This is a genomic window from Bdellovibrio sp. ArHS (assembly GCF_000786105.1).
Taxonomy (GTDB): domain Bacteria; phylum Bdellovibrionota; class Bdellovibrionia; order Bdellovibrionales; family Bdellovibrionaceae; genus Bdellovibrio.
This window is the reverse complement of record NZ_JTEV01000003.1, coordinates 1-24301: the sequence shown is the minus strand read 5'-3', so window position 1 is coordinate 24301 and position 24301 is coordinate 1. Positions and strand designations below refer to the sequence as shown.

The window sequence follows — 24301 nt, the reverse complement described above, 5'->3', positions numbered from 1 at the left end:
TCTGTTTGTTTCAGGCTGAGAATACATGACACAATAGTAATTCAAAATTTCAGTTAAGGAGTGAACAAATGGAAAAAACCTTACACTCATTCACCGTTAAAGCGGCTGATGGCAGCGACGTCCCACTGGACAAGTATAAAGGACAAGCGGTTCTTGTCGTGAATGTCGCTAGTAAATGCGGCTTCACACCGCAATATGCAGGCCTTGAAGAACTCTATGAAAAATTCAAAGATCAGGGTTTCACTGTTCTTGGCTTTCCCTGCAATCAGTTTGGCGCGCAAGAACCCGGCAGCGATTCAGACATCCAACAATTTTGCAGCCTCACCTATAACGTGAAATTTCCAGTCATGGCCAAGATTGACGTGAACGGTGATAACGCTGATCCACTTTACAAGTGGATGAAAGAGTCCGCACCGGGATTTCTGGGAACCGAAATGATCAAGTGGAATTTCACGAAATTTCTGATTGGCAAGGATGGGAAGATCCTCAAGCGTTATCCGCCCCAAGAAGAACCCAAAAATCTGACTGAGGACATTAAGGCTGCGATTAAATAGTCCCTTAAGAAGTGCGGACGAATTCTTCGCATTACATTGTTAAAAAAAAGAATACACCCTTTTAATTTGGCATCCACAAGTCGTTGAACAATCATTCTGGCTTTTATTGCATCGGCAAAGGAAACAAGAATGATTGTACAAGTTCCTGACTATGTCATTGATTGCAGAAATTTTGTCTCTGGCAAATTTCAAAAAGCTTCGGGCTTCAAAAGCGAAATTATCAGTCCCTACAGCGGAAAAAAAATCGGCGAGTTTCATCATTCCAATCACGAAGATGTGGAGCTTGCCATTGTCGCCGCAGCAAAAGCGCAAAAAACCTGGGCTGACATTCCCATCAAAGAAAGATCCAAAGTCATGTTCAACCTGCGGCACATTCTGCTGCGGGACCTGGATGAAATCGCCCATCTAAAGAGTGCCGAATCCGGCAAAAGCTTTGCCGAAGGTAAAGCGGGACTTCTAAAGGGAATCGAGGTCTTGGAGTTCGCCACCGCTGTTCAAAATCTGGATCTTGGCGGCAAGGTCGAAGTTTCACGAGGGGTCAGTTGCGAATACCGCCGGGAACCCTTAGGAATCGTTGCCAGCATCACCCCCTTCAACTTCCCAGCGATGGTTCCCCTGTGGACGATGCCCATCGCCCTCATCTTGGGTAATGCCTATATTTGGAAACCTTCAGAAAAAACCCCGCTGACTTCCCTAAAAATAGCAGCCGCTTTTCAAGAAGCGGGACTGCCTTCGGGGCTGCTACAAGTTCTGCAGGGTGGAAAAGAAACTGTCGAAGCCATCGTCGATCATCCTTCCGTCAAAGCCGTCGCTTTCGTGGGCTCTACAAAAATCGCACAAGCCATTTACGAACGGGGCACACGACTGGGGAAAAGAGTTCTGGCCCTGGGTGGGGCGAAGAATCACATTGTTCTTTTGCCTGATGCTCATCCTGAATTGGCCGGTTTGGCGATCAGTGACTCGTTCACCGGCTGCGCGGGTCAGCGATGCATGGCTGCGGCGGTTCTTTTAGCCGTCGGTGACGTCGATCAACACATTCAAAAAATTATCGAACGAGCCCGTTCTTTAGAGCTCGGCAAGGATATGGGAGCTATCATCACTCGCGGGCAAGTTGAGTTTTTAAATAAAGCCATAAAAAAAGCTGAACTCGAAGGCGCTAAAATTCTTTTGGATGGTCGCAAAATCAAACCCCCTCTAGGCTTTGAAGAGGGACATTGGATCGGTCCCACAATAATCGACAACGTCTCTCCGCACAGTGAGATAGCCAAAATTGAGCTGTTCGGACCGGTTTTAAGCATCCTTCGCTGCAAGGATATCTCTGAAGCCATGCGAATTGAAAACACGGTCGAATATGGAAACGCGTGTTCTGTGTTCACGTCCAGCGGAAGCTTGGCCGAAAAAGTGGTGCGAATGGCCTCGACCGGCATGGTGGGCGTGAATGTCGGTGTCCCCGTTCCCCGCGAGCCCTTTTCTTTTGGCGGAGTTAATGCCTCAAAATTCGGGCATGGCGATATCACGGGCCATCACTCTTTGGATTTTTGGTCGAACGTAAAAAAAGTAACCGTCAAATGGGAAAAGCAGGAGGACACCACATGGATGTCATAACCGGGACCGAAATAAAGAGATCATCACACGTCGTTCTGACATCACACTCAAGCCAGATTTTTAAAGGCAGCCCACCCCTGAAGTGGGGCGCACGTTCCGCCATCGAGCGCGGTCCGGTCATTGCCTCTTTGACCGATACTAAAAAGCGCAATGCCATCGGTACGCACAGTGGAAGCTACACCGTTTATCGCGCACTTTCGATTGCTCAGGGTAAGTATTCCACTTTACACCGACCGGATCTGCATAACACGGAAAGCCCGGTTTCTCTTGGTCCCTATCCCTCGTGGTTTGATCCGCAAAAAATAGTTTCCATCGATCCTTGGGGCTTCGATGTTCCTCGCCATTTTCAGGAATACTTTAACCAGGGTTATGATATCCGCCCGACTGTGGCCGTCACACAAGCCCATCTGCAAATTCCTGAGATTACTGAAGCCATCGCCGCAGGACGACTTCACATCGACGGAAAAATCATCAAAGAGAACAAAGACATTAAGATCACAAAGGTCGCTTTCGAGCCGGTTTGGTATTTACCCGGAATTGCCCAACGTCTTAATGTGGAAGAAGGTTTCCTTAGAAAAATTCTGTTCCAGGAAACGGGCGGCATGTTTCCGGAATTAGTCACTCGTCCCGATCTAAAAGTGATGCTGCCGCCGATTGGAAACACCACTGTCTACATTTTCGGAGACCCTCAGAATCTAGCCAAACCCGACATCGAACTTACTTGCCGCGTGCACGACGAGTGCAACGGCTCTGATGTTTTTGGCTCGGATATTTGCACCTGCCGCCCCTACCTTATCTATGGAATTGAGGATGCCGCCCGCACGGCGCAAAGGGGCGGTGTCGGCCTTATCGCGTATTATCGCAAAGAAGGAAGGGCTTTAGGAGAAGTTACAAAATTTCTTGTCTACAATGCCCGTAAGCGCCAGCAAGGCGGCGACTCTGCGGCGACATATTTTCATCGGACCGAATGTGTCGCAGGGGTCGAAGATGCCCGCTTCCAAGAATTCATGCCCGACATTCTGCATTTCTTTGGCATTACTAAAATTCACAATTTGCATTCCATGAGTAATATGAAGTACGACGCCATCGTAAACAGCGGTATCGACGTTATCAATCGCATCAGTATACCGCCGCATCTGATTCCTCCCGATGCACAAGTGGAAATCGAAGCAAAAAAAGCCAAAGGCTATTTCGACGCAGGCACAAAAAAATCAACGGAAGAGTTAAAACACGTTATTGGGAGACCCATCGATGAATAACCATTCCTACTCTGAAAAAGATCTGGATTTTCTTTTGTCTCCTTCAGCGATTCGCAAAAGTGCTGAGGAAATTCTGCAACTGACCATCGCAGGAAAAACGAATTTCGTCTATCACCCAGAGGAAATGGATACCGTGGTCAACTACGTGCTTGAAGTGATTCGCGATAAATATCCCACCTTAGACATTCCTTTTCATTCACGTTGGGGACACTTTCGCGTCGGTAACGTCGATCGCATTAAGATCCTGGATGCGAAGCTCTCTGAAAAAGACGCATTGGCAATCGCCCGTACTAAATTCGATCTCGTCATCACCTCAGTTTTGCTGGATGCAGGCGCCGGCGACCTCTGGTCTTACGAAGAACGAAATACGGGGCAAAAGCTGTCCCGTTCTGAGGGTTTGGCTGTGGCCAGCTTCTATCTTTTTATGCAGGGACATCTTTCCAGTCACCGCACCAACCCTTTGCAAGTGGACTCGCTAGGACTAAGAAGTCTTTCAGAAAAAACTTTACGTTCTGCTTTTCAGGTTACCGCGGAAAATCCCCTGATCGGCGTTGAAGGCCGCCTGTCACTACTGAAAAACTTGGGAGAAGTTCTTTTAAGCAAGAAGGACCTTTTTCCCGGAGAACGTCCCGGTGGTCTGGTCGACTATCTTCTGAATCGGTACGGATACACCGTGACCGGCCCCCAAGTGCTGCGCGCAGTTTTGGACGGTTTAGGAGAGATTTGGCCCGGCCGTGTACGGATTGGCACTACGAACCTCGGTGATATCTGGTCTTACAGTAAAATCTCGGGCGGATTGGCGGCATTTCACAAGTTGTCTCAGTGGATGAGTTATTCGTTAATGGAGCCTTTGCTAGAAGCGGGTTTTGAGGTTCAGGAAGTGGAACAACTGACAGGCCTGGCTGAATACCGTAACGGGGGCTTGCTTTTGGATTTGGGCCTTATCACGTTGAAAGACACAGAACTGCAAAACCGCCCTCTCCGTCCTGACTCTGAAGTGGTGATTGAATGGCGGGGACTGACAATCTCTCTGCTTGATCGTATCGGCGCTGAGGTTCGCAAAAAATTAAAGAAATCCAGTCAGGATTTTCCTTTAGCGAAGGTCCTTGAAGGAGGCACCTGGTGGGCCGGCAGAAAAGCAGCGGGTTCTCTGCGCAAAGACCAATCGCCCCCCTTGCAAATCGAAAGTGACGGAACGGTTTTTTAATGGAGGCTCTATATGCATAAACAAGTAAAAATCATCGAACACCCCTTATTAAAACACAAGTTGGGCTATCTGCGCGACAAGGACACCTATTCCCACGAGTTTCGCGAGATCGTAAAAGAGATTTCGAAAATTTTAGTTTACGAAGCCATGCGCGACTGGAAACATCTGGAATCCGTGCCTATCGAAACTCCCATCGCCAAAACCACTGCGGAAAGAATCATCCAGCCGCCCGTGGTCGTGTCGATTATGCGCGCAGGAAACGGAATGCTGGATGCGGTCCTTTCAATGATCCCCCGGGCTTCCACGGGCTTTATCGGCATCTATCGCGATAAATTTATTCAGAACACCGTCGAGTACTATTTTAAGCTTCCTCAGGACGTACAGAATAAAGAAATTATACTTTGTGATCCTTTAATTGCCACAGCGGATACAATTGTGGCAGCTATAGATAGATTAAAGAACTACGGTGTCGGCAAAGTGAAGGTTTTAAGCATTCTGGCCAGCCAACAGGGCTTGGACAGAATTTTACACTTTCATCCGGATGTCGAGATTTATACCTTGAACATCGAAGAACAAGTCAACGACATGGGATATCTGGTACCAGGCTTGGGCGACGCTGGAGATCGATTGTTTCAAACGAAATAGGACCATGCATGAGTGTTTATATTATCGGCGTAGCCGGTGGCAGCGGATCAGGAAAAACTCACTTTGCTTTGGAGCTGCAAAAGCAGTTGGGCGAAGACAATTGCATGATTCTTTATCAAGACAACTACTACATTGACCAATCCGCCCGCTTCGATGGCGATGGTGGATCAGTTAATTTCGACCATCCCAACAGTCTTGATTTTTCTCTTCTTGCGCAGGGTCTGCGCCAACTTAAAGAGGGGCGTAACATCGAAGTGCCCCTTTATGATTTTGTTACGCACACCCGCAGCTCCGAAACGTTGATCAAAAGCCCCACCAAAATCGTCTTGGTCGATGGCATTCTTATTCTGCATTCGGATCTAGTGCGCGCCGAGCTCAATGAAGCCGTCTTCTTTGATACTCCCGAAGCGTTGCGTTTTCAAAGACGCCTGCACCGCGATGTTCATCATCGCGGTCGCACACCTGACGGAGTTAAAAAGCAGTTTGAACTTCAGGTGCGTCCGATGCACAATGAATTTGTTGAACCTTCCAAAAGTTTCGCCGATATTATCGTCAAAGACTTGGGAGAGTACTCGGAAGCTTTGAACTCCTTTTGCCAAAGACTGAAGTCCTATTTGCATTCCTGACGTTTTTGCGCAAAAGCCTTTTGCACCAAGGAAGTTGCGCATGAAACAAAAAACACTCGTCCTTTTTCTTACCCTCGGTCTTTTAAGTTGTCAGAACAAAGTCATTCGCACAGATAAAGAACGCGTGGATCGCGAAACCGCACAAGCTTACGGATCGCGATATGCCGTCGCGACCCAGGGACGCTTCTCTTCAGAAGCAGCGGAAAAAATCTTCGCCGAAAATGGAAATATTGTCGATGCGGCCGTTGCGGCGTCCTTCACCGTTGCCGTTGAACGGCCTCAATCGACCGGTATTGGTGGTGGCGGCTTCATGCTTTTTCACGAAGCTAAAACCGGTGAAACTTACGCCATTGATTTTAGAGAACGTGCACCATTGAAAGCCACTAAGAACATGTACATCGGTAAAAACGGTCAAGCCGACCCAGACAAATCGCAGAACGGAATCTTAGCCGTTGCGGTCCCGGGAATGGTGGCTGGCTTATTGGAAATTCATCAGCGCTTTGGATCTTTGCCTCTGGAAAAAGTGATGCAACCTGCAATTGACCTCGCGGAAAAGGGATTTCCAATTTATCCCGAGTTTCATCGCGCTTTGGAAAACCGCGCCGACGTTCTTGCACGGGACACTGAAGCAAAAAGAATTTTTCTTACTGCCGAGGGGAAAGTCCCTGCCCTGGGAACGATCTTGATTCAAAAAGATTTGGCTAAAACACTTCGTCTTATCGTCAAACATGGTAAAAATGGTTTTTACAAAGGAACCGTGGCGAATTCTATTTTCAAGATTTCGAAAGAGCGGAAAGGTCTTATCACCCAAAAAGACTTTGATAGCTATCAGGTAAAATGGCGCAAGCCGGTTCATGGAAAGTTTCAAAAATATGACGTCGTGTCGATGCCTCCACCGAGCTCTGGTGGCGTTCACGTCATTCAGTTCCTTGAGTTTTTAGAAAACGATCAATTGAAAAAAACGGGTCCCCTTTCCGCCAAAGCCATCCATCTGGCGGCCTCCGCACTCCAGTCCTCTTTTGCCGATCGGGCAAAATATTTGGGCGATCCCGATTTCGTTAAAGTCCCTGTCGAAGGCCTGATTTCCGAAGACTATGTACGAAATCGTCGTGCCGAAGTTTCCCTAGATAAAGCCCGAAAAGCCTCTGAAGTGAGTGCAGGCAAACCGCCTGGCTACGAATCCACTGAAACCACTCACTTGGCCTTGATGGACGCCGATGGCAATGCGATCAGCACCACTCAAACCATCAATGGCTGGATGGGAGCTGCCATTGTCGCTCCGGGGACCGGGGTCGTTCTTAACAACGAGATGGACGATTTTTCGGCCCAAGAAGGCGGTTCAAATCTGTTTGGCGCCATTGGTGGCAAACCGAACGCCATCGCCCCGCAAAAAACTCCTTTAAGCAGTATGTCGCCGACGATACTTTTGCATAACAAAAAACCCATTCTTGCCGTGGGGGCTCCCGGCGGAACACGTATTATCAGTTGTGTGGCGCAGACGATCCTGAACTACGTTGAATTTAAAACCTCCCTGTATGATTCCATTGCCATGCTACGCTATCACCATCAGTGGCAACCTGACGTTTTGTACATCGAGCCCCCGGGCCCCGGCGCCGATGTGGTCGCAAAACTGGAAAAGATGGGCTACGAGATTAAAATGGAATCCATCCCATGTAACGTGATGGCCGTGGCAAATGAACGAGACACTCTTCACGGAGTCGCCGACCCCCGTGACATCGGGACCAGTATCGCAAAATAAAAAGGAGAGCATATGGAAACAAATGAACTACACCGTGGCCGCCTGATCGATCACATTCAGTTGGTCGTTAAAGATCTGGACGCCAGCAAAAAATTCTACCTGGCCGTTTGCAAAGCCTTGAGCATCCCTCTTGGCGGTGAAGGCCCCGGGTTCTTCTGGGTCGATGAGCTGTTCATTTCAGACGTGAAGAGCCCCGCCTCGGCAGGAACTCTGACTGGGCGAGTGCACTTGGCGTTTCAAGCTCAGAATAAAGAAGCAGTTCAAAGTTTTTATAAAGCCGCTGTGGAGGCTGGTGGAAAAGACCATGGCGCTCCGGGTGACAGACCTTACCATCCGGGTTACTACGCAGCCTTTGTCCTTGATCCCGATGGGAACAACATCGAAGCCGTGTATCATGGACCCGCTAAAAAATCCGCGGACTCTGTGAAAATCACTTTTTAAAAAGTTCTTTCTATTTCCTGTCAATCCGCAGAAGCCGGGAACAAATCCCGGCTCATATATTCCTTCCGTGCCTGGCGCCTCACATTCTTCTCTCGCGCAGGCTATTGAGAAAACCCAAAATAGGTTTTACAATATTTGTTGGAGGTTTTCTGTATGAGAACACTCACTTTAGCCGTGCTGTTGAGTCTGTCTATGAGCGGGCCAGGCTGGGCAAAAAAAGAAATCGTCGCCAAGGAGAAATCTGTGAAGACCGATAAATACAATCCGGAAACCTGTGCCTTTCCCCAAGATGATGCCGAGCTAAAAAAACTTTTAAGCCCCGAACAGTACGAGATCACAAAACGAAATGCCACAGAAGCTCCATTTAGAAACGCCTACTGGAATAATCACCATCCCGGCATTTATGTCGACGTCATCTCCAAAGAACCACTTTTTTCTTCTAAGGACAAATTTGACTCGGGCACGGGTTGGCCTAGCTTCAGCAAACCACTAAATAAAAGCACTGTGAAAGAAAAAAAAGATTTTTCTCACGGCATGATTCGCACAGAGGTTCGCTCAATGCGTGCGGATTCTCACTTAGGTCATATCTTTGATGATGGCCCCGGGGAAGAAGGTTTGCGCTATTGTATTAACTCAGGCTCTCTTAAATTCATACCTTTGGAAAAAATGAAGGAAGAAGGTTATGAAGACTGGCTCGCTGGCTTTGACGAAAAGGATTGGGCCGAGGCGAAAAGACAACCTTACAAACCATCAAAATAATTTTTTATTTATTGACTCCGCAAGTGCAGTGAAAATTTCAGATACTACGGGGACCTTCAAAAATCCCCTCGATATCACACATATGTGAGGTGTGTTTCCCTCATGTCCAACAATGTCGACCGTGTACAGGTCTAAAAAAATGCGAAGTTTAATTTTTGTGATTCTTTCCTCTTAATCTTTCGGGACTCAAGACCGATCTGCCTATCAAGAACCTTTAACAACTGGAGTATACGCATATGAAATCTTGGAGCCTCAAGTTAAAGCTGACGGTCATGGGTTTATTCGTTGCTTTGTTATCCGCCACAAGTGGTGTCATTGGTTTTTACTTCCTGAATGAAGTGAGTTCTGAATACAGCGTCGTTGTCGATGAAAACCTGCCTTCGTTAAGGGAACTTGCCGAGCTTCGCTCGACAATTCGTGAACTGCGTATCCATGTGCGCAGCATCGGGCTTGCCGGAAACACAACCGCAGACGTTCAAAAGTATGTTGAGGAATCAAAAAGACAGATCGAGCATTTTGAGTCGCGCATTAAGGCCTATACTCAAATTGATCCCTCTGCCAGCCAACGGCCCAGCTATCAAGATTTCATCAAAGGCTGGAATGAATTTAAAGATTTTGGCTCCGAAGTTTTTATGCTGACTCAAGACTTTCAGGCCAACGAACAAAAGATCGTAAACATGATTCGGAATATCTGCGCCGTAAAGGCGGAAAAAGTCTATCAACCCCTTTTGAAAGAAACCCAGCATCAGCTCGATTATGCAGAACGCTCTTCAACCCTGGCGCATACGGCAGAGGATAAATCAAAAGCCTCTGTGAGTATTTTTGCCATAGTGTCGATCCTTCTTGCCGGGGCTGTTTCTTTCTTCGCTTCCATCTCGATATCAAAAACAGTTAAAAGTATTTGTGATGCTTTAGCCGAAAATTCGCAAGAGGTTCACAAAGCTTCTTCGGCACTGACTGAAGCCAGTAAAACCGTTCATGGCGGATCCAGCAAAGCGGCCGCTATGGTGGAGGAAAGTACAGCTTCAATGACCGAGATCGAATCCATTGTAAAAAACAGCGCAGAGCGCGCGCAACAAGCCAAGGTCGCCTCTGAAAACTCGAAACGCTCTGCTGAAGATGGTTCAGAAGCCATCGCACAACTTATGGCTTCTATGGAGAAGATCAGTGAAAGTTCCAAAAAAATGCAGGATATCATCAACATCATCGAAGACATTTCGTTTCAGACGAATTTGCTCGCCTTGAACGCCGCCGTTGAAGCCGCTCGCGCTGGTGAGGCCGGTCGTGGATTTGCGGTGGTGGCGGAAGCCGTTCGCTCTTTGGCGCAACGAAGTTCTATCTCGGCCAAAGAAATTTCCGAATTGATTTCCCAAAGCGTGACCTACATTCAAGAAGGCGCAACGAAAGCTGAGCTCAGCCGTGATGTCCTGAAAACAATTTCTGAAAATATCGAACAAGTTTCAGGTATTAATCAGGATATAGCCTCGTCTGCTGTCGAACAAAAAGCCGGCATTCAGCAGGTCAGTAGTGCTTTAGTGAATCTGGATTCGACATCACAAAGCAATAGCAAGGCCTCGGAAGAGATGTCGTCTATTGCGGACGATCTGAATAATAAAACAGAAGCGGTTGATGCTTTGATATTGGATCTGCGAACGCTCATTGAGGGAAATAAGGCCGCTTAAAAATTCAATCGAAGTGATGACGATAAAAAAAGCCCCGCGGTTTCGCGGGGCTTTTCATTTTAAAAAACTAGTGTTTGCCCTTTTTGGCTTTCTTTGGCGCAGACTCTTCTGCTTCCGCCGGAGCCTCTTCTTTCAAGTGCTCTGCATTTTCAGGATTGTTGGCGTCCATCAAAAGTTTACCGATACCATTCGCCGCCAAAATCTTGTTGCGAAGCTCCGTCATGTATTCAGGATGTTCTTTCAAGAAATTCTTAGCTTGGTCACGGCCTTGTCCCATGCGCTCGCCGTTGTAAGAGAACCACGCACCTGACTTTTCAACCATGTTCGCAGTCACTGCCAAATCCAAGATATCGCCTTCTTCAGAGATACCATCGCCATACATAAGGTCGAATTCTGTTTTTGTAAACGGAGGCGCCATCTTGTTTTTCACTACTTTAACCGCCGTACGGTTACCAACAACATCTTCGCCATTTTTAATAGCGCCCACGCGGCGTACATCCAAACGAACTGAAGAATAGAATTTCAATGCGTTACCACCGGTTGTTGTTTCAGGGTTCCCGAACATCACACCGATCTTCATACGGATTTGGTTGATGAAGATAACAAGAGTGTTTGAACGGTTGATCGCCGCTGTCAACTTACGAAGAGCTTGCGACATCAAACGAGCTTGAAGACCAACGTGAGAATCACCCATCTCGCCTTCGATCTCTGCACGAGGAACCAACGCCGCTACGGAGTCGACAACCAAGACGTCGATCGCGCCAGAGCGAACTAGAGTCTCTGTGATTTCCAAAGCTTGTTCACCGGTGTCTGGTTGGGAAATCAAAAGATCTTCCGTGTTGACACCCAATTTACGAGCATAGTTAATGTCCAATGCATGTTCCGCATCCACGAAAGCGACAACGCCGCCTTTTTTCTGAGCTTGAGCGATCACGGACAAGCAAAGAGTTGTTTTACCAGAAGCCTCTGGACCGTAGATTTCCACGATACGACCTTTGGGAAGACCACCGATACCCAAAGCGATGTCCAAGCTCAAAGCACCCGTGCTGATTGCTTCCACATCTTTCACTAAAGACTCATTTGCGCCCAAGCGCATGATCGAACCTTTACCGAATTGCTTTTCGATAGCAGAAACTGCTAGCTCCAAAGCTTTAGATTTCTCGTTGTTCACTTTGCTGTCTACAGAAGCGTTTGCCATCTGTTGTTCCTCTCTCGTAGCACCAGCTACGACTCTTTAATGTTAAATGTTCTGGCCGAGGCCGTTTTATTGTCGAGATTTCAAAGAAGTGCTGAGCACTTCACACAGCCAGTTTACTGAATAGTCGACGGATGCATTCTGGATGGCTTTGCGATCTCCCAAAAACAACTGTCTTCGTGAGTCTTCAAATCCAGGTCCAGAGATAGCAAAGCACACAGTCCCTACCGGCTTCGTGGGTGTTCCACCACTCGGACCGGCAATACCTGTGATTGCCACAGACCAATCAGTTTTAAGCTGTCGACGCACTCCGTGCGCCATTTGACGAGCGACCGCTTCGCTCACCGCACCCTCTTGCATGAGAGTGTCTCGACGGACCCCCAGAAGATCCTCCTTCGCCTCGTTAGAGTAAGAAACCACAGAGCCTAAAAAGATGTCGGATACGCCAGGCTGCTCTGTTAAAAAAGCTGAAAGTGCACCTCCAGTACAACTTTCCGCAAAACCCACTGTGAGTTTTTGGTCGCGAAGGGATCGAATGAGTTCTTGGAGCTTTTCGGAATTTAGCGACATTGTTATGGCACCAAAACCTGCGAGCCCAACCAGTTGGTTTGAGTGTAGAGAACTTGCATGATGAGACTCGCAATTATCCCCGCGGCCACATCGTCCACCATCACCCCAAGACCTCCTTGGATCTTCCTATCTAAATATCCTATGAATAAAGGCTTTGTAATGTCCAGTAATCTAAACAGAGCAAAACCGATTAAAATGGCCTGCCATGTCAAAGGAAGCCAGACCATGGTAATCAAAAAACCTAAAACTTCATCAATTACGATCTCTTTGTGATCGTGGCCCCCTTGATCCTGCTCATAAACCTCGCAGGCGGCAATTCCGACAGGGAGCAGCAAAACAATGGCCGCCATATAGACCAGAGGCCCCGTTTTCCACAGCAAAATTACCAGAGGAATAGTCGCTAATGTCGCCACTGTTCCTGGGCCTTTGGGAAAACGCCCAACACCAAAAAGAATCGCCAATTGTTTCAAGAATCCACGCATGATTTGAGAACTACGCTGTCCCATTTTTTATTGCAAAGCAAAATGAACGGCGTCACGCGAATGCAGGCGGATTCCCTGGTCGCGACCGGGAGGCCCCTTAGAGATCTTCGTAGTGAGACAGATCCTCTGGATAGACATAACGAGAAACGATATTACGGAAGGTTCCTTCTAATTGAAGATCCTTGATAATTCGCTGAAGCTCCTGAAATTCAGAAGGCGAAACACGACGTTTGGAAACGTAGATTCCGATCGCAATTTTATTTTTGGGATCACGAATGAAGGACACCTTGTTTTGCATGTTCTTCGTTTCAACAAAATATTTATTAAAGACGGCGGATGAAAACATCGCCTGCGCCCGTCCCTCTTTCAAGAAATCAAATAGATGCTCGGGACGAGGACTGCGAATCACCCGGCGCTGCTTTTCCAGACTTTCTGACTCTTCCGGCAGATAGAAAAAACGCCCGCCCGTTTGATCCGCAAATTTCACTCTGGGATCTTTCAAGTAATCCTGCATTGATTTTTTGGGATCATAGACGACGTTGTTTACTACCATCAAACGTGCCGCCTTATACAGAGGAATGAAACGACCGTATTTAGACCATTCTTCGTCTGACGTTCCGAATGCAAAAATATCCGTTCGTGAATTTTTCAGATCCTCGAAGGCGCGCGGCAATTCAACAGGATTTAGCGTCATCGTACAGCCCATGCGCGATTCGATGGCCTTGATCAAATCAAAAGAAAGTCCTCGCCCACCGTTTTGCACATCGGGCACAAAAGAAGGAGCCTGATTGTTGACAGTGACTTTGTAACGTCGCTCACAAACCTTCGTGTCCGCTTGTGCAAGCTGACAAAGGGTTACGCAAAATGTAATCAAAAACAAGTTTTTCACAAGGAACATCTTAGCAGAATCTTAACAAAGACACTTCTTACAATACAGTTATAAAAATAAACAATCTTTAGACGACTAAGGAAGTTCCTGAGCCCAGGTCTCTGGCAGACTGATCTTCGCATCTTCTTCCCAAAATTCGTAAGGAGATTTCTCGCCAGTGTGAACCTTGTCTCGTTCACGCGCGATAAGCTCGGCGCGCAGAACCTCACCTTGCGTGTTCTTGGCAATTTCGGCGAACTCAACACGACGAATTCTTTTAAACGGCGAAAGTCGCATCCGGGCAAAGTTCATAATATCCAAAGCCAGTTCTTTGGTAGGCTCGACACCTTTTATCAATGACACTAAGGCCTTGGGCACGCAATCGCGAATTGGGTCCGGGCTGGGAATAACAACGGCCTCTCGAATCGCCGGGAATTCCTTCAAGACAAACTCCAGTTCAAAGGGGCTAATGCGATAGTCTGACGACTTAAACAAACCATCCACCCGATCTGAAAACGAAAAATTGTTCCCATCGTCGTGATAAGCCAGATCTCCGGTGTGAAAGTAGTCTGCATCACCGTTGGCGCCGCCACCCGCCAAACCGACGGGATCGTTCTGCAAACTGACGCAAACTTCCCCAGCATCAACGACATTTTTCTTCTCATCAAGAAGTGCAATACGAAATCCCGGCAAGGCTTTGCCCATCGTTCCAAATGCATTCTTTTCTTCAGGAGGGATGCCGATTAAAGCGGGCGTCTCTGTCTGGCCATAGCCATCACGGACAAAGATATTCCAAGCCTTGTGGACTTTAGAGATGACTTCCGCACTTAGGGCTTCGCCCGTACTTAAGGCTTCTCTTAACTGAACTTCATAAGAGGCCATGTCCTCTTGCAAAAGCAATCGCCAGACTGTGGGCGGAGCACAAAATGTCGTGATGGGATATTCAGAGAGAATATCCAAGACGGTTTTTGCATTGAAGCGTTCCTGTTTATAGATAAATATCGTAGCTTCTGCATTCCAAGGAACGACAAAATTGTTCCAGTCATGCATCGCCCAGCCCGCCGAGTTCACACCGAAATGCACATCACCCGGACGAAGTCCCATCCAATACATCGTAGACAGATGTCCCACGGGAAACCCACCATAGCTGTGTTCGACGATGCGAGGTTTTACGGTGTTGGATGAGGTGAAATAGCGAAACAGCGGGTCGCTGGATTTGGTCCGATCCGAAGCCTCAAAATCAGAGCTTTCACTTTGACACTCTGAAAGGGATCGCCACCCTTCGGCTTCGCCATCCACGATCAAAGATAGAATGCTTGCACTCGAAACCGAAAACTTGTCGACATGCTTTTTCGTGGTCGCAATGACTTTAATTTGTTCGCGACTCAGACGATCAGACAGTTCTTTTTGCGAAAGCAATGGACTGTTGGGGACAATGACCGCACCCAACTTCATGGCCCCTAACATGAGCTCCCACAAAGAGGTCTCGTTTTCAATCAACAGAAATAGAGAGTCACCTTTTTGAATCCCTTGGCGCCGCAAAAAGTTCGCGACTTTATTAGAGCGTTCAGAAAGCTCCGCAAAACTCAGCTTTTGTTCGGCTCCATTTTCGTCGACAATCCAGAGCGCGGTGTTCGCATTGCCTTCCGCCATGGGATCAAAGTAATCAAGGGCCCAATTGAACTCGTCCAGACGCGGCCACTCGAAATGTGAGTAGGCGTGGTCATAGTCAGAACGGTGTAAAATCAAAAAATCCCTCGCCTGTTCGAATTCGCTGCGGAAACTCATAAGACCTCCCCGTGCGCCTTTTCTTAATTTAGCATTCTTTCCACAGGAAGCCTTCGTGTGTTTTTACATTGGACTGTGCAAAATCAAGGCCGCATGGTATGACTTCGTATGGGTTTATTTCGCACTCTCGCCAGTTCATTTATTCTCTTAATTTTCATTTATGTTTCTCACCAATTGACGCGCTTTACAGACTTCACCTGGGTGGGCACCGTCGGCATTGTATTGCTTTTGGCTTTCTTGTTTGCCCTGGTCATCGGAACATTTCTGTTCTTTTGGAAGGAAAAGAATCTGGATCACCGCCCCTGGCGAGACCGTCTTTTGGACGGTTCCTTGACGGTCATGGCCTATATCAATTTCCTGGTCAGTCTTGTTATCCTGCGTGACGTGTTTGCCTTTGTGGAAAAGTGGGTGATGCCCACTCAGTTTGAAAACCTTTACAGCTCGCAAGCCACTTTTGCGATGCTAGGGCTTCCCTTGGTGTTCTTAATATTCGGAAATGCTGTGATTCAAGTGGGACCACGCCTTAAAAAAGTTCCCGTTTATTTTAAAAATCTTCACGCGGATCTGGAAGGTCTGCGGATTTTACACATCACCGACTTACATATCAGCCCCAGCCTGTCCCCGTCCTTTGTAAAAAAGCTGGTCCGACAGGCTTTGCAGCTGAAGCCCGACCTGATTGTTTTTACGGGCGACATTCTAGACAGTTTCGTGGAAAAGCACGAAGCTGAGTTTAAGATGCTTCAGGATCTTCAGGCCCCGCACGGAATTTATTACGTTCCGGGCAATCATGAATACTATTGGAACCCGCAAAAGGGTTTGCAGGCCTTTCGGGATCTAGGCTTCCAGGTTCTTATTAACAACGTTAAGAACATTCCGATCGGTTCTTCCACCCTCCAGATGGCGGGTGTTCCCGACCCGGCAGCCTTGCACTTCCGGGAAGAAGGACCTGACTTGGCGCGGGTGCAAAATCAATTCTCTGCAGAGAGTTTTAAAGTCCTTCTGTCGCACCAACCCTCGTTAGCCCCCAAGGTCCAGTCTTTAGGAGTAGACCTACAGCTATCGGGTCACACCCACGGCGGCCAATTCTTCCCTTGGAACTGGCTGATCGTCTTTTTCGAGAAGTATGCAAAGGGTCTTTATCGCATCGGAAATATGCAGCTCTATGTCAATCAGGGTACGGGCTATTGGGGCCCCCGACTTCGCCTGGGCACATATTGTGAACTGACCGAAATTGTACTTCGCAAGGAGCCCAAAACAGAGTAATAATCTCTGACATGTCTCGAGAGAAAGATCCCCAAAAAACCCGTCTGGCCGCCAAGAAGAAAGTCATGGACTTGATTGCCCGCCGGGATCATTCCGAAAAAGAGCTGCGCACAAAACTGCGCGAAAAGTTTTCGGATGAAGATTCCCTGGGCGAGATCATTGATGAAGCTATCGACTTCGCGAAAGACCAAAACTGGATCGGCGATCCCGCTGATCTTGCGGGCCGTCTGGCAGACATGCTTCATCGGCGTAACAAAGGCATTCACTATATCAACAACTACCTTCGTGAAAAAGGTTTGCCATCGGTTCCCACTGATCGAGACTTGGAGCTTGAAAAGGCTCTTGCCATTGTCAAAAATAAATATGATGAAGATTTTCAATTTTCCCGCGAAGAAAAAGCCCGCGTGGGCCGCTTCTTAGCCGCGAGGGGATTTGATTCCGAGACCGTAAGAAAGGTTATTTATGAAAAGCTCTGAGATCCGCAACGCCTTTGTCGAATACTTCAAGAAAAAGGGTCATACTCACGTCGGCTCTTCTTCGTTGATTCCTGAAAACGATCCCACTTTGCTTTTCGCGAATGCCGGGATGAACCAGTTTAAAAATACTTTTTTAGGTTTGGAAAAGCGCGACTACTCGCGCGCGGTCACTGTGCAGAAGTGTGTGCGTGCCGGTGGTAAACACAACGACCTGGAAAATGTCGGTTTCACCGCCCGCCACCACACCTTCTTTGAAATGCTGGGAAATTTTTCCTTCGGTGATTACTTCAAGAAAGACGCCATTCATTTTGCCTGGGAATTTTTGACTAAAGAATTGAACATCCCTAAAGAAAAACTTTACGTAACTGTGCATATCTCTGACGACGAAGCCGCAGAGATCTGGCATAAGCAAGAAGGCATCCCCCAAGACCGCATTTTCCGTTTTGATGCGGATAACTTCTGGAAAATGGGCGATACCGGCCCTTGCGGTCCTTGTACCGAAATCTTTTACGATCACGGTCCTAAAGCCGGGACTATTGCCGATCCTTACAAAGGGATTGCGGCCGGTGAAGACCGTTTCGTAGAAATCTGGAATCTAGTGTTCATGCAATACTTTGAAAATCCTCCAGGAACACTGACTCCACTGCCCAAACCATCTGTTGATACGGGTTCAGGTCTTGAACGTGTTGTGGCGGCCATGCAAGGCAAGTTCAACAACTACGATACAGATTTGTTCATGCCGATGATCGAGCGCGCTTGCAAAATCGGCAACCTTGAATACATCACGGACAAAGAAGTTTTAGCGAAAGATAAAATGGCCTTGGAAAAAACATCGGCATTGCGGGTGTTAGCGGATCATTGCCGCTCGACGTCCTTCCTTATTGCGGACGGCGCTTTGCCTTCCAACGAAGGCCGCGGTTACGTTCTTCGCCGTATTATGAGACGGGCGATTCGTTATGGTCGTAAGCTCTCTGCGGACCAATCTTTCCTACCGGCGATGGCCGAAGCACTGATTGAAAGCATGAGTGCTGTTTACCCGGAACTCAGTGCTCGTCGTGATCATATCTTGAATACTATCCGTGACGAAGAAGACCGCTTCATCAGCACCTTGGACAATGGCACCAATATCCTGATGGATGAAATCGCCAAAGCAAAAAACCAAGGCGCCAAAGAACTTTCAGGCGAAGTGGTTTTCAGAATGTACGACACCTACGGGTTCCCCGCCGATTTGACTCGCGTGATTGCGAATGAGCAAGGCATAGAGGTCAACGAAGCGGCTTTCGAAAAGGAAATGGAAGCCAATCGAGCAAAATCCAAAGCCTCCTGGAAAGGAAAGGCCTTGGGCGCTGATGAACAGCATTTGATCAAGTTTGCAAAAGATTATGTGGCCACGGGGAAAGCCGTTAAATTCACGGGCTATGCTGATTTCGCAGGTGGCGGCAGCATCACGGCTCTTTCCAATGGACAGGAAGTCGTGACCTCTTTGAAAGAGGGCGACCACGGTGTGATTATCACTGACGAGACGTCCTTCTATGGTGAAGGCGGCGGCCAAGTCGGTGATATCGGTTACATCATGGACAAAAAGGGTTCACGCGCAAAAGTTGTGAACACGACAAAAACTGACGACATTGTTCTTCACCACGTCGAAGTGGAACACGGTGAATTTAAATTGGGGCAAGCCGTTGACACTATCGTAAATCCTTTCGAACGCCGTAACACTATGAGCAACCATTCGGCGACTCACTTGCTGCACTCTGCACTTCGTAAAGTTCTGGGTTCGCATGTCACGCAAGCCGGTTCGTTGGTGGACTCTCAAAAAACTCGCTTCGACTTCACTCACAACAAACCTTTGTCTTCGGAAGAAATTCGCCAGATCGAAGATCTGGTGAATGAACAGATCGCCATGGCTAATGACGTGAAGGTGGAGGTCATGTCTCCGAAAGAAGCCCAAGCCAAAGGGGCGATGGCTCTCTTCGGTGAAAAGTACGGCGACAAAGTCCGCGTTCTTACAATGGGTGATTTTTCCTGTGAACTTTGCGGTGGTACGCATGTGCAGAACACAGCGCAAATCCGTTTATTTAAAATCGTTTCTGAAGCGGGCGTCAGTGCCGGAGTTCGTCGAGTAGAAGCTATCACCGGGGATGGAGCCGTTCGTTATGCGATGAATGCTGTTGCCCATCTGGACGAGGCGCTGTCTGCGGCAGGTTTCCAAAAAAGCCCGCATTACTTGAAGCATCTTGAAGCCACGGGCGAGACAGCGACGCTGGCTCATCGCGTGGAGACGCTAAAAGAACAAATCAAGTTTATGGAAAAGGAAATGAAGAAGCTTCAGGGTGGCCAAGTCAACGTTGACGATCTTGCCGCGAAAGCTTTGACCTTTAAAACGAAAGCCGGCGCTTCTGCAAAACTTGTTTTGGCGGATCTAGCTCTCGACGATCGCCAGGTTTTAGCTGAAGTGACAGACCATTTGAAAAATAAAATTCAAAACGGTGTCGTCGTCGTGGTTGGACAAGGCGAAGGATCGAATCCCATTATTGTGAGCGTCTCTAAAGAGATCACGACCGAAACAAAAGCCGGAGACCTCTTGAAAGAAGTCGCGGCCATCATGGGAGGTAAAGGTGGAGGTCGTCCTGACTTTGCACAAGGGGCTGCTCCAAACAGGGGCAATATCTCTCAGGCCTTTGATAAAGTAAAATCCCTGTTGGGTGTCTAGACATTATATTTCAAGAAGATCCCGTCGTCTGCGACGGGATCCCATTTACTCAGATATTTTAACTTCTTCAAAATAAGGTACTTCAACGACGGCTCTAAATCCGTAGCGCCCCGTGACTGATGTCACCAAAGTTCGGATGGCATCAATCGTCTTACCCTTTCGACCCAAGATTCTTGCGATATTGTGTCTTTGACAGGAAACCGCAAATACGGTGGTACGCTCTCCCTGTACGACAGAAATTCCGACATCGTTTGAATCTTCGACGATCATCTTTAACAGACCTTCGATTCGGTTTTTGAGATCTTCTACGACCTGCTCTTTAGGAAGGTTTCCCTGAAAACTTTTAGGTACTTCGTCAATTGTCTTTGTTCTTCTGACAATATGCGGTTTAACTTCACTCATTGAATTGTCTCTCTTTGTTTATGGATCGCGAAAAAATATTCGAACGAAGGTTGTTGATATGTGCCGTCATAATATTGTGGTGTTTTTTTAAAAATCCGAGCAAGTCTTTTCAAAGAATCAAAGCGTATCCAGTTCACCAAGAGATCTGGAATACAATGATTATTCATGTTCTTTTTTGGTCGGCGTTTTTCTTGGGGATCTATGCGAAGCGCCCCTCAGTCCCGATCTATCAATAAGAATTTTTCGAATACTAAAAATGTGTTCGCCAAGAGATCTAATGCGTCTCTTCTACATGTAGAAACTGCAATTATCGGGTGCAAATGGCCTCATCTAAGAATAAATTTCTTCAACCAAATCCGAGAGGTCGTATGAATATAAAATCGTTCGCTACAGGTATAATATTTTTGCTACTTTCATTGAGTGTACAAGCCCAGCCTCCTGCGCCTGTTTCTCTGAATACTGTTCTCTCATGCGAACAAGAAGTCGGGAACCCATGGTACGAACTAGGACTTATTCCTTTCAAAAATGGCTCCGGCTATTTACTAGCGCTGGTCATACATGACGACATCACACAAACCAGTCATTTAATTCGAGAATCCTTCGTGTACGAAACGAAGCTTCAAGACAGTAAAAATTATGAAAATGGTAAAAAAACACTCCGTCTTACAGTGACGTATGACGGGGCCCGCATGGATCGCGGCCTTCTAACTTGGGTCGACGAAAAATCTTCGTCTCTCCAACTCGATCTCAGTTGTTATACCAATGGGCTTCTTGTCTACGATCGCATCTCTCAACCTCAACCTCGAATCTCAGTGGGAAACTAAATGCTAAAAACGGATGAAATGATTTATTTAGACCTTCTTGAGGCTTCAGACGCCCAAACATTTTTAAAGCATGCTTTAGATGTCCGCTATAAAAAACGTGGCAAGGTCAACGTCGCGGATTTTTCTCGACGTGCTGGTTTTTCTTCGCGCAGCTTTCTATCGGAATACTTAGCGGGAAGAAAGGGGCTTTCGCGCGAAAGTCTTTCGCAAATTAGAACAGCTTTAAAGCTGCCGAAGCCTTACTTAGAAATATTCTCTTTATTGGCCGCCAAATCCCAACCAGAGTTACTCAATCCGAAACTATCAGGCGAAGAGATCGAAGCAAAAATCCTCGCGACGAAAAACTCAATCATCCGCAGAAATGAAGCTCTTTCGCAAATCAAAGATCCCCAGCGATTTATTTCCAAACCCATGCTCTTCCGAGTTTTCGCAAGCTTAGGCGCGGTGGATGAAGGAGCCAGTCTTTCGGAAGTGGCGGCTCGCGCAAAGTTGACTCCTGATGTTGCTCAGGAGATGTTGCAGATTCTAATTCAAGAAGGCGCTGCCACATTCAAGGACGACCGATATTATGCCCCGTCTCACCAAATTGATTTTCCGAAAATTTCAAGCCCGGCGAGCATGGTGGATCTTACCCGAACAATGTGTTCGCAGATTCGCACCGAAGCCCATGAGATCGCCTTAGATCCCAGAAACTTTGTTTTTTATACGGCGTTCTCGATACCTTCACATCAACTGGCGGAGTTCAAAGATAAACTACGCGAGGCCATTTTCGGCGTTCTTGATCAATATCAGGATGACCGAGGAGACTGCGTGCACGAAGTGTTTCTTTGCGCCAAGTCCTAACGATTTCTTTGAGTCCGTCAGTGACAGAGCGCCGCTGACGGGTCTTTTGAGCAGATCCAAGATTTGATGGCGCTGTTTTCTTTCTTCATTGCCTCAAGCTCTTTGGTTTTCTGAACGTTTTCTTGTTCTAACAGCCGGATCTGCTGGTCTTTGGAAGCCAGCTCACGGTGAATGCTCTGACTGTCATCCAGCCAATGATGATAAAGCTCTTTGACGGCATTGATCAAAACGTAGGTAAAAGCCGTGTAGTTTACTTGCTTGATTTCTGTCTCTTGGCTGTCATCAGGATTCAACTTCACTTTTTTAGGCACAATCAATTCAGGTGCCGTCTTTTCCACTTCCTGGGCAATCACACCAAGTTCAAGACTGCGACTTGCTGGAACCTCTGCAAGACCATTGTATTTGAAGTAGTGCGGAGTAATCCCCAGAAGGGCCTCAAGCCCCAAATCAAAAGATTGGATGTTTTCTTTTAGTCGCGAATCAGACGCGCAAGTACCACCCAACGTTGAGCCACCAGCCCTCACACATCCCGTAGCATTAATATCACCGCCCACATCAAGCTGGTAAGCCGGAGTCATGTTGTTGATACCCACCTTACCGTCAGCATCGATCGTCTGATGGATGGTACCGTTAGTTCTAAAATAGAGAAGAGATGAATCCCGTCCGATAACCAGATCGTTCGTCGTCACTCCGTTATCATAGTAAATGGCGTTGTCGTAAGTTCCATCATTTTTCTTAAACTGAAGGTAACGACTATCACTCATTAAAGCCCCACTAGTACGTATAGCTCCGACCACATCAAGCTTCACTCCCGGGGTAGCTGTGCCAATACCAACATCCGCTGCGAAGTAGCTAGGCGCCGTGGCATCTGCAGAATAGATAGACCATTGGTTTGTTCCGCGAATGGCCCCTAGGTATAAACCATAAGCGTTAGTAATCGTTCCAGCCGTGCGAAGAACCTGACCATGCAAAGCCATGGCCGAAGTGATCGTCCCACCAGCGTCATTATTTAAAACTTCACCTTGAGTTCCGATGGCCTCTCCAATCGTTCCGGCGGAATAATTTTGGGCTTTTCCGGCAGCACCAACACTGTTAGTTACAGCGCCACTAGCGAGATTATAAGCTACTGCTAAAGAACCCCACTGGCTGCCAACGCTACCAGCAGCCGCGTTTTCCGTTGAAAAGCTTCCGCCAATTTGGGATAAGATATTGCCTGTGGTTGAGTTGTTAACAGCCCGAGATACCGTTGCCCTTTGAAAATCCAAGGCCTTACTTGTAATGGCAGCGATATCTGCTCCGTACTGAATACCACCGGCTGGAATTGTCCCCGAATTCGTTGCAGTCGCATTCAATCCCCACTGATTTGTGGCAGTACCGATATTATTTGCCGTCGCCGACACCCCAGACTGGGCGGCGGTGGTGCCGACATTAGTCGTGTTCAAATTAATACCGCGCAACCCGCCAGTGACAGTTCCGTTCGTAGAACTGTTATTAGCTATTAAATTAGCTCCATAAAGATATGATACGGTCGATGCTTGGTTTGTGGAATTATAGTTTTGAATCATTGCAGAACCATTGACACCGACGATGCTACTACGAGTTCCAGCACCAGCGTAAAAACCGAAAAAACTCGCCCCGTACACTCCTCCTGTTGTCGTAAAACCAGCGTAATCTCGAGCACCCGCAGTCAATCCATAGGTTAAGGAATTGCTTGCACTGGTCGCCGTGGGTGGAGTGACAACGTAGACATAGTCTCCTGACACGGCCGAATTTAAAGTGGTTGATGGGTTTAAAGTTATTTGTTTAAAACCGCCCGTCGTAGTCCCGTCGGAAGGTAAATTAGTAAAAGTGGCTTCAAGGTTCGAGCTTGGATAAATAAGACTTGAGGTTGGGTAAATAGCCAGGTTCACAGGCTGTGATGGATTCGTTGTCGTCTGAAGGTCTAACAAAGTCTTCGGGGAGGTCGTGCCAATGCCCACTTTACCCGTATTATAATAAATATCTGTGCTATTCGTCGTCCACTGAGTCACAGCAGACGCCGGCAAATCCGAAGTGGCAATAGATCTAAACACAGGGGTCCCTGCCGAGCCCGCAGGTGCAGCAAAAAACTGACCCGCCGTCTGAGAGCCGAAGCTGACCTGTGATTTGTCGATGGCAATATCACTGCAAGCCAACGAGTCCGTTGTAGAAATCCACGTCAACGTCTGCGCGGCTGTACAGCCTGTCGTCAACGCTTGAGTGCCAGTCACCTTAGAACGAAGATCCGCCATAGACACAAAATTCGGCGTCCAATCCGTTCCATCAAAGCGAAGAATCTGTCCATCCGTCGTTGGTGTTGTC

20 protein-coding genes and 1 pseudogene are annotated in these 24301 nt (G+C 47.6%); 14 read left to right on the top strand and 7 right to left on the bottom strand.

Going from position 1 to position 24301, the window contains the following annotated elements; genetic code table 11:
• Positions 1-68: 68 nt before the first annotated feature.
• From OM95_RS00975 to OM95_RS00930, 10 genes and pseudogenes are all read left to right on the top strand, one after another.
• On the top strand, positions 69-554 hold the full coding sequence (locus OM95_RS00975; protein ID WP_041869331.1) for a glutathione peroxidase: 486 nt from the start codon (positions 69-71) through the stop codon (positions 552-554).
• A 129-nt stretch (positions 555-683) separates the two neighbouring features.
• Complete coding sequence (mmsA, locus tag OM95_RS00970) at positions 684-2159, top strand: CoA-acylating methylmalonate-semialdehyde dehydrogenase (RefSeq protein ID WP_041869330.1); 1476 nt, start codon at positions 684-686, stop codon at positions 2157-2159.
• Complete coding sequence (locus OM95_RS00965; protein ID WP_291515409.1) at positions 2147-3418, top strand: GTP cyclohydrolase II; 1272 nt, start codon at positions 2147-2149, stop codon at positions 3416-3418. The genes mmsA and OM95_RS00965 overlap by 13 nt, the downstream gene beginning before the upstream one ends.
• Entirely contained in the window at positions 3411-4625 is a 1215-nt protein-coding gene (locus OM95_RS00960) for a DUF1688 family protein (protein ID WP_041869328.1), read from the top strand. Before OM95_RS00965 ends, OM95_RS00960 begins: the two co-directional genes overlap by 8 nt.
• Before the next feature lie 12 nt (positions 4626-4637).
• Entirely contained in the window at positions 4638-5270 is a 633-nt protein-coding gene (gene upp, locus OM95_RS00955; protein ID WP_041869326.1) for a uracil phosphoribosyltransferase, read from the top strand.
• Positions 5271-5278: 8 nt separating this feature from the next.
• Positions 5279-5896 (top strand): uridine kinase, encoded by a 618-nt coding sequence (udk, locus tag OM95_RS00950; RefSeq protein WP_041869324.1) that lies wholly within the window; start codon positions 5279-5281, stop codon positions 5894-5896.
• 40 nt (positions 5897-5936) lie between these two features.
• Positions 5937-7655 carry a gamma-glutamyltransferase gene (ggt, locus tag OM95_RS00945; RefSeq protein ID WP_041869322.1) on the top strand — a complete coding sequence of 573 codons (1719 nt, stop codon included), beginning with the start codon at positions 5937-5939 and terminating at the stop codon, positions 7653-7655.
• Between the two features lie 12 nt (positions 7656-7667).
• On the top strand, positions 7668-8096 hold the full coding sequence (locus OM95_RS00940; protein WP_041869320.1) for a VOC family protein: 429 nt from the start codon (positions 7668-7670) through the stop codon (positions 8094-8096).
• 288 nt (positions 8097-8384) lie between these two features.
• Positions 8385-8855: pseudogene (gene msrB, locus OM95_RS00935) on the top strand (peptide-methionine (R)-S-oxide reductase MsrB); the annotation flags it as partial.
• A 236-nt stretch (positions 8856-9091) separates the two neighbouring features.
• On the top strand, positions 9092-10537 hold the full coding sequence (locus OM95_RS00930) for a methyl-accepting chemotaxis protein (protein WP_041869318.1): 1446 nt from the start codon (positions 9092-9094) through the stop codon (positions 10535-10537).
• A gap of 67 nt (positions 10538-10604) precedes the next feature.
• On the opposite strand, the gene recA is transcribed toward OM95_RS00930, so the two are convergent.
• The 5 genes from recA to OM95_RS00905 all read right to left on the bottom strand — a co-directional run bounded on the left by recA (position 10605) and on the right by OM95_RS00905 (position 15440).
• Positions 10605-11735, bottom strand: coding sequence for a recombinase RecA (recA, locus tag OM95_RS00925; RefSeq protein ID WP_041869316.1), 1131 nt, complete (start codon positions 11733-11735; stop codon positions 10605-10607).
• A 66-nt stretch (positions 11736-11801) separates the two neighbouring features.
• Positions 11802-12302, bottom strand: a complete 501-nt coding sequence (locus OM95_RS00920; protein ID WP_041869314.1) for a CinA family protein — start codon at positions 12300-12302, stop codon at positions 11802-11804.
• 2 nt (positions 12303-12304) lie between these two features.
• Complete coding sequence (locus tag OM95_RS00915) at positions 12305-12772, bottom strand: phosphatidylglycerophosphatase A (RefSeq protein ID WP_291515407.1); 468 nt, start codon at positions 12770-12772, stop codon at positions 12305-12307.
• Between the two features lie 109 nt (positions 12773-12881).
• Positions 12882-13673: a transporter substrate-binding domain-containing protein gene (locus OM95_RS00910; RefSeq protein ID WP_291515406.1), complete on the bottom strand. Its 792-nt coding sequence runs from the start codon at positions 13671-13673 to the stop codon at positions 12882-12884.
• A 75-nt stretch (positions 13674-13748) separates the two neighbouring features.
• On the bottom strand, positions 13749-15440 hold the full coding sequence (locus tag OM95_RS00905; protein WP_041869310.1) for an AMP-binding protein: 1692 nt from the start codon (positions 15438-15440) through the stop codon (positions 13749-13751).
• 108 nt (positions 15441-15548) lie between these two features.
• On the opposite strand from OM95_RS00905, the gene OM95_RS00900 reads away from it, so the two are divergent.
• The 3 genes from OM95_RS00900 to alaS are packed head-to-tail and all read left to right on the top strand — an operon-like array spanning position 15549 to position 19892.
• Positions 15549-16703 carry a metallophosphoesterase gene (locus tag OM95_RS00900; RefSeq protein ID WP_041869308.1) on the top strand — a complete coding sequence of 385 codons (1155 nt, stop codon included), beginning with the start codon at positions 15549-15551 and terminating at the stop codon, positions 16701-16703.
• Between the two features lie 11 nt (positions 16704-16714).
• A complete protein-coding gene (locus tag OM95_RS00895; RefSeq protein WP_291515405.1) occupies positions 16715-17179 on the top strand; it encodes a regulatory protein RecX in 465 nt (154 codons plus the stop codon).
• Complete coding sequence (gene alaS, locus OM95_RS00890) at positions 17166-19892, top strand: alanine--tRNA ligase (RefSeq protein ID WP_041869306.1); 2727 nt, start codon at positions 17166-17168, stop codon at positions 19890-19892. Before OM95_RS00895 ends, alaS begins: the two co-directional genes overlap by 14 nt.
• Positions 19893-19937: 45 nt before the next feature.
• On the opposite strand, the gene OM95_RS00885 is transcribed toward alaS, so the two are convergent.
• Positions 19938-20294 (bottom strand): KH domain-containing protein, encoded by a 357-nt coding sequence (locus tag OM95_RS00885; RefSeq protein ID WP_041869304.1) that lies wholly within the window; start codon positions 20292-20294, stop codon positions 19938-19940.
• 824 nt (positions 20295-21118) lie between these two features.
• Between OM95_RS00885 and OM95_RS00875 the strand changes: the two genes are divergently transcribed.
• Positions 21119-21961, top strand: coding sequence for a hypothetical protein (locus OM95_RS00875; protein WP_041869300.1), 843 nt, complete (start codon positions 21119-21121; stop codon positions 21959-21961).
• Positions 21962-21978: 17 nt separating this feature from the next.
• Here OM95_RS00875 and OM95_RS00870 read toward each other — a convergent pair.
• Positions 21979-24301 (bottom strand): tail fiber domain-containing protein (locus OM95_RS00870; protein WP_041869298.1); only part of this gene is annotated, 2323 nt, incomplete at its 5' end.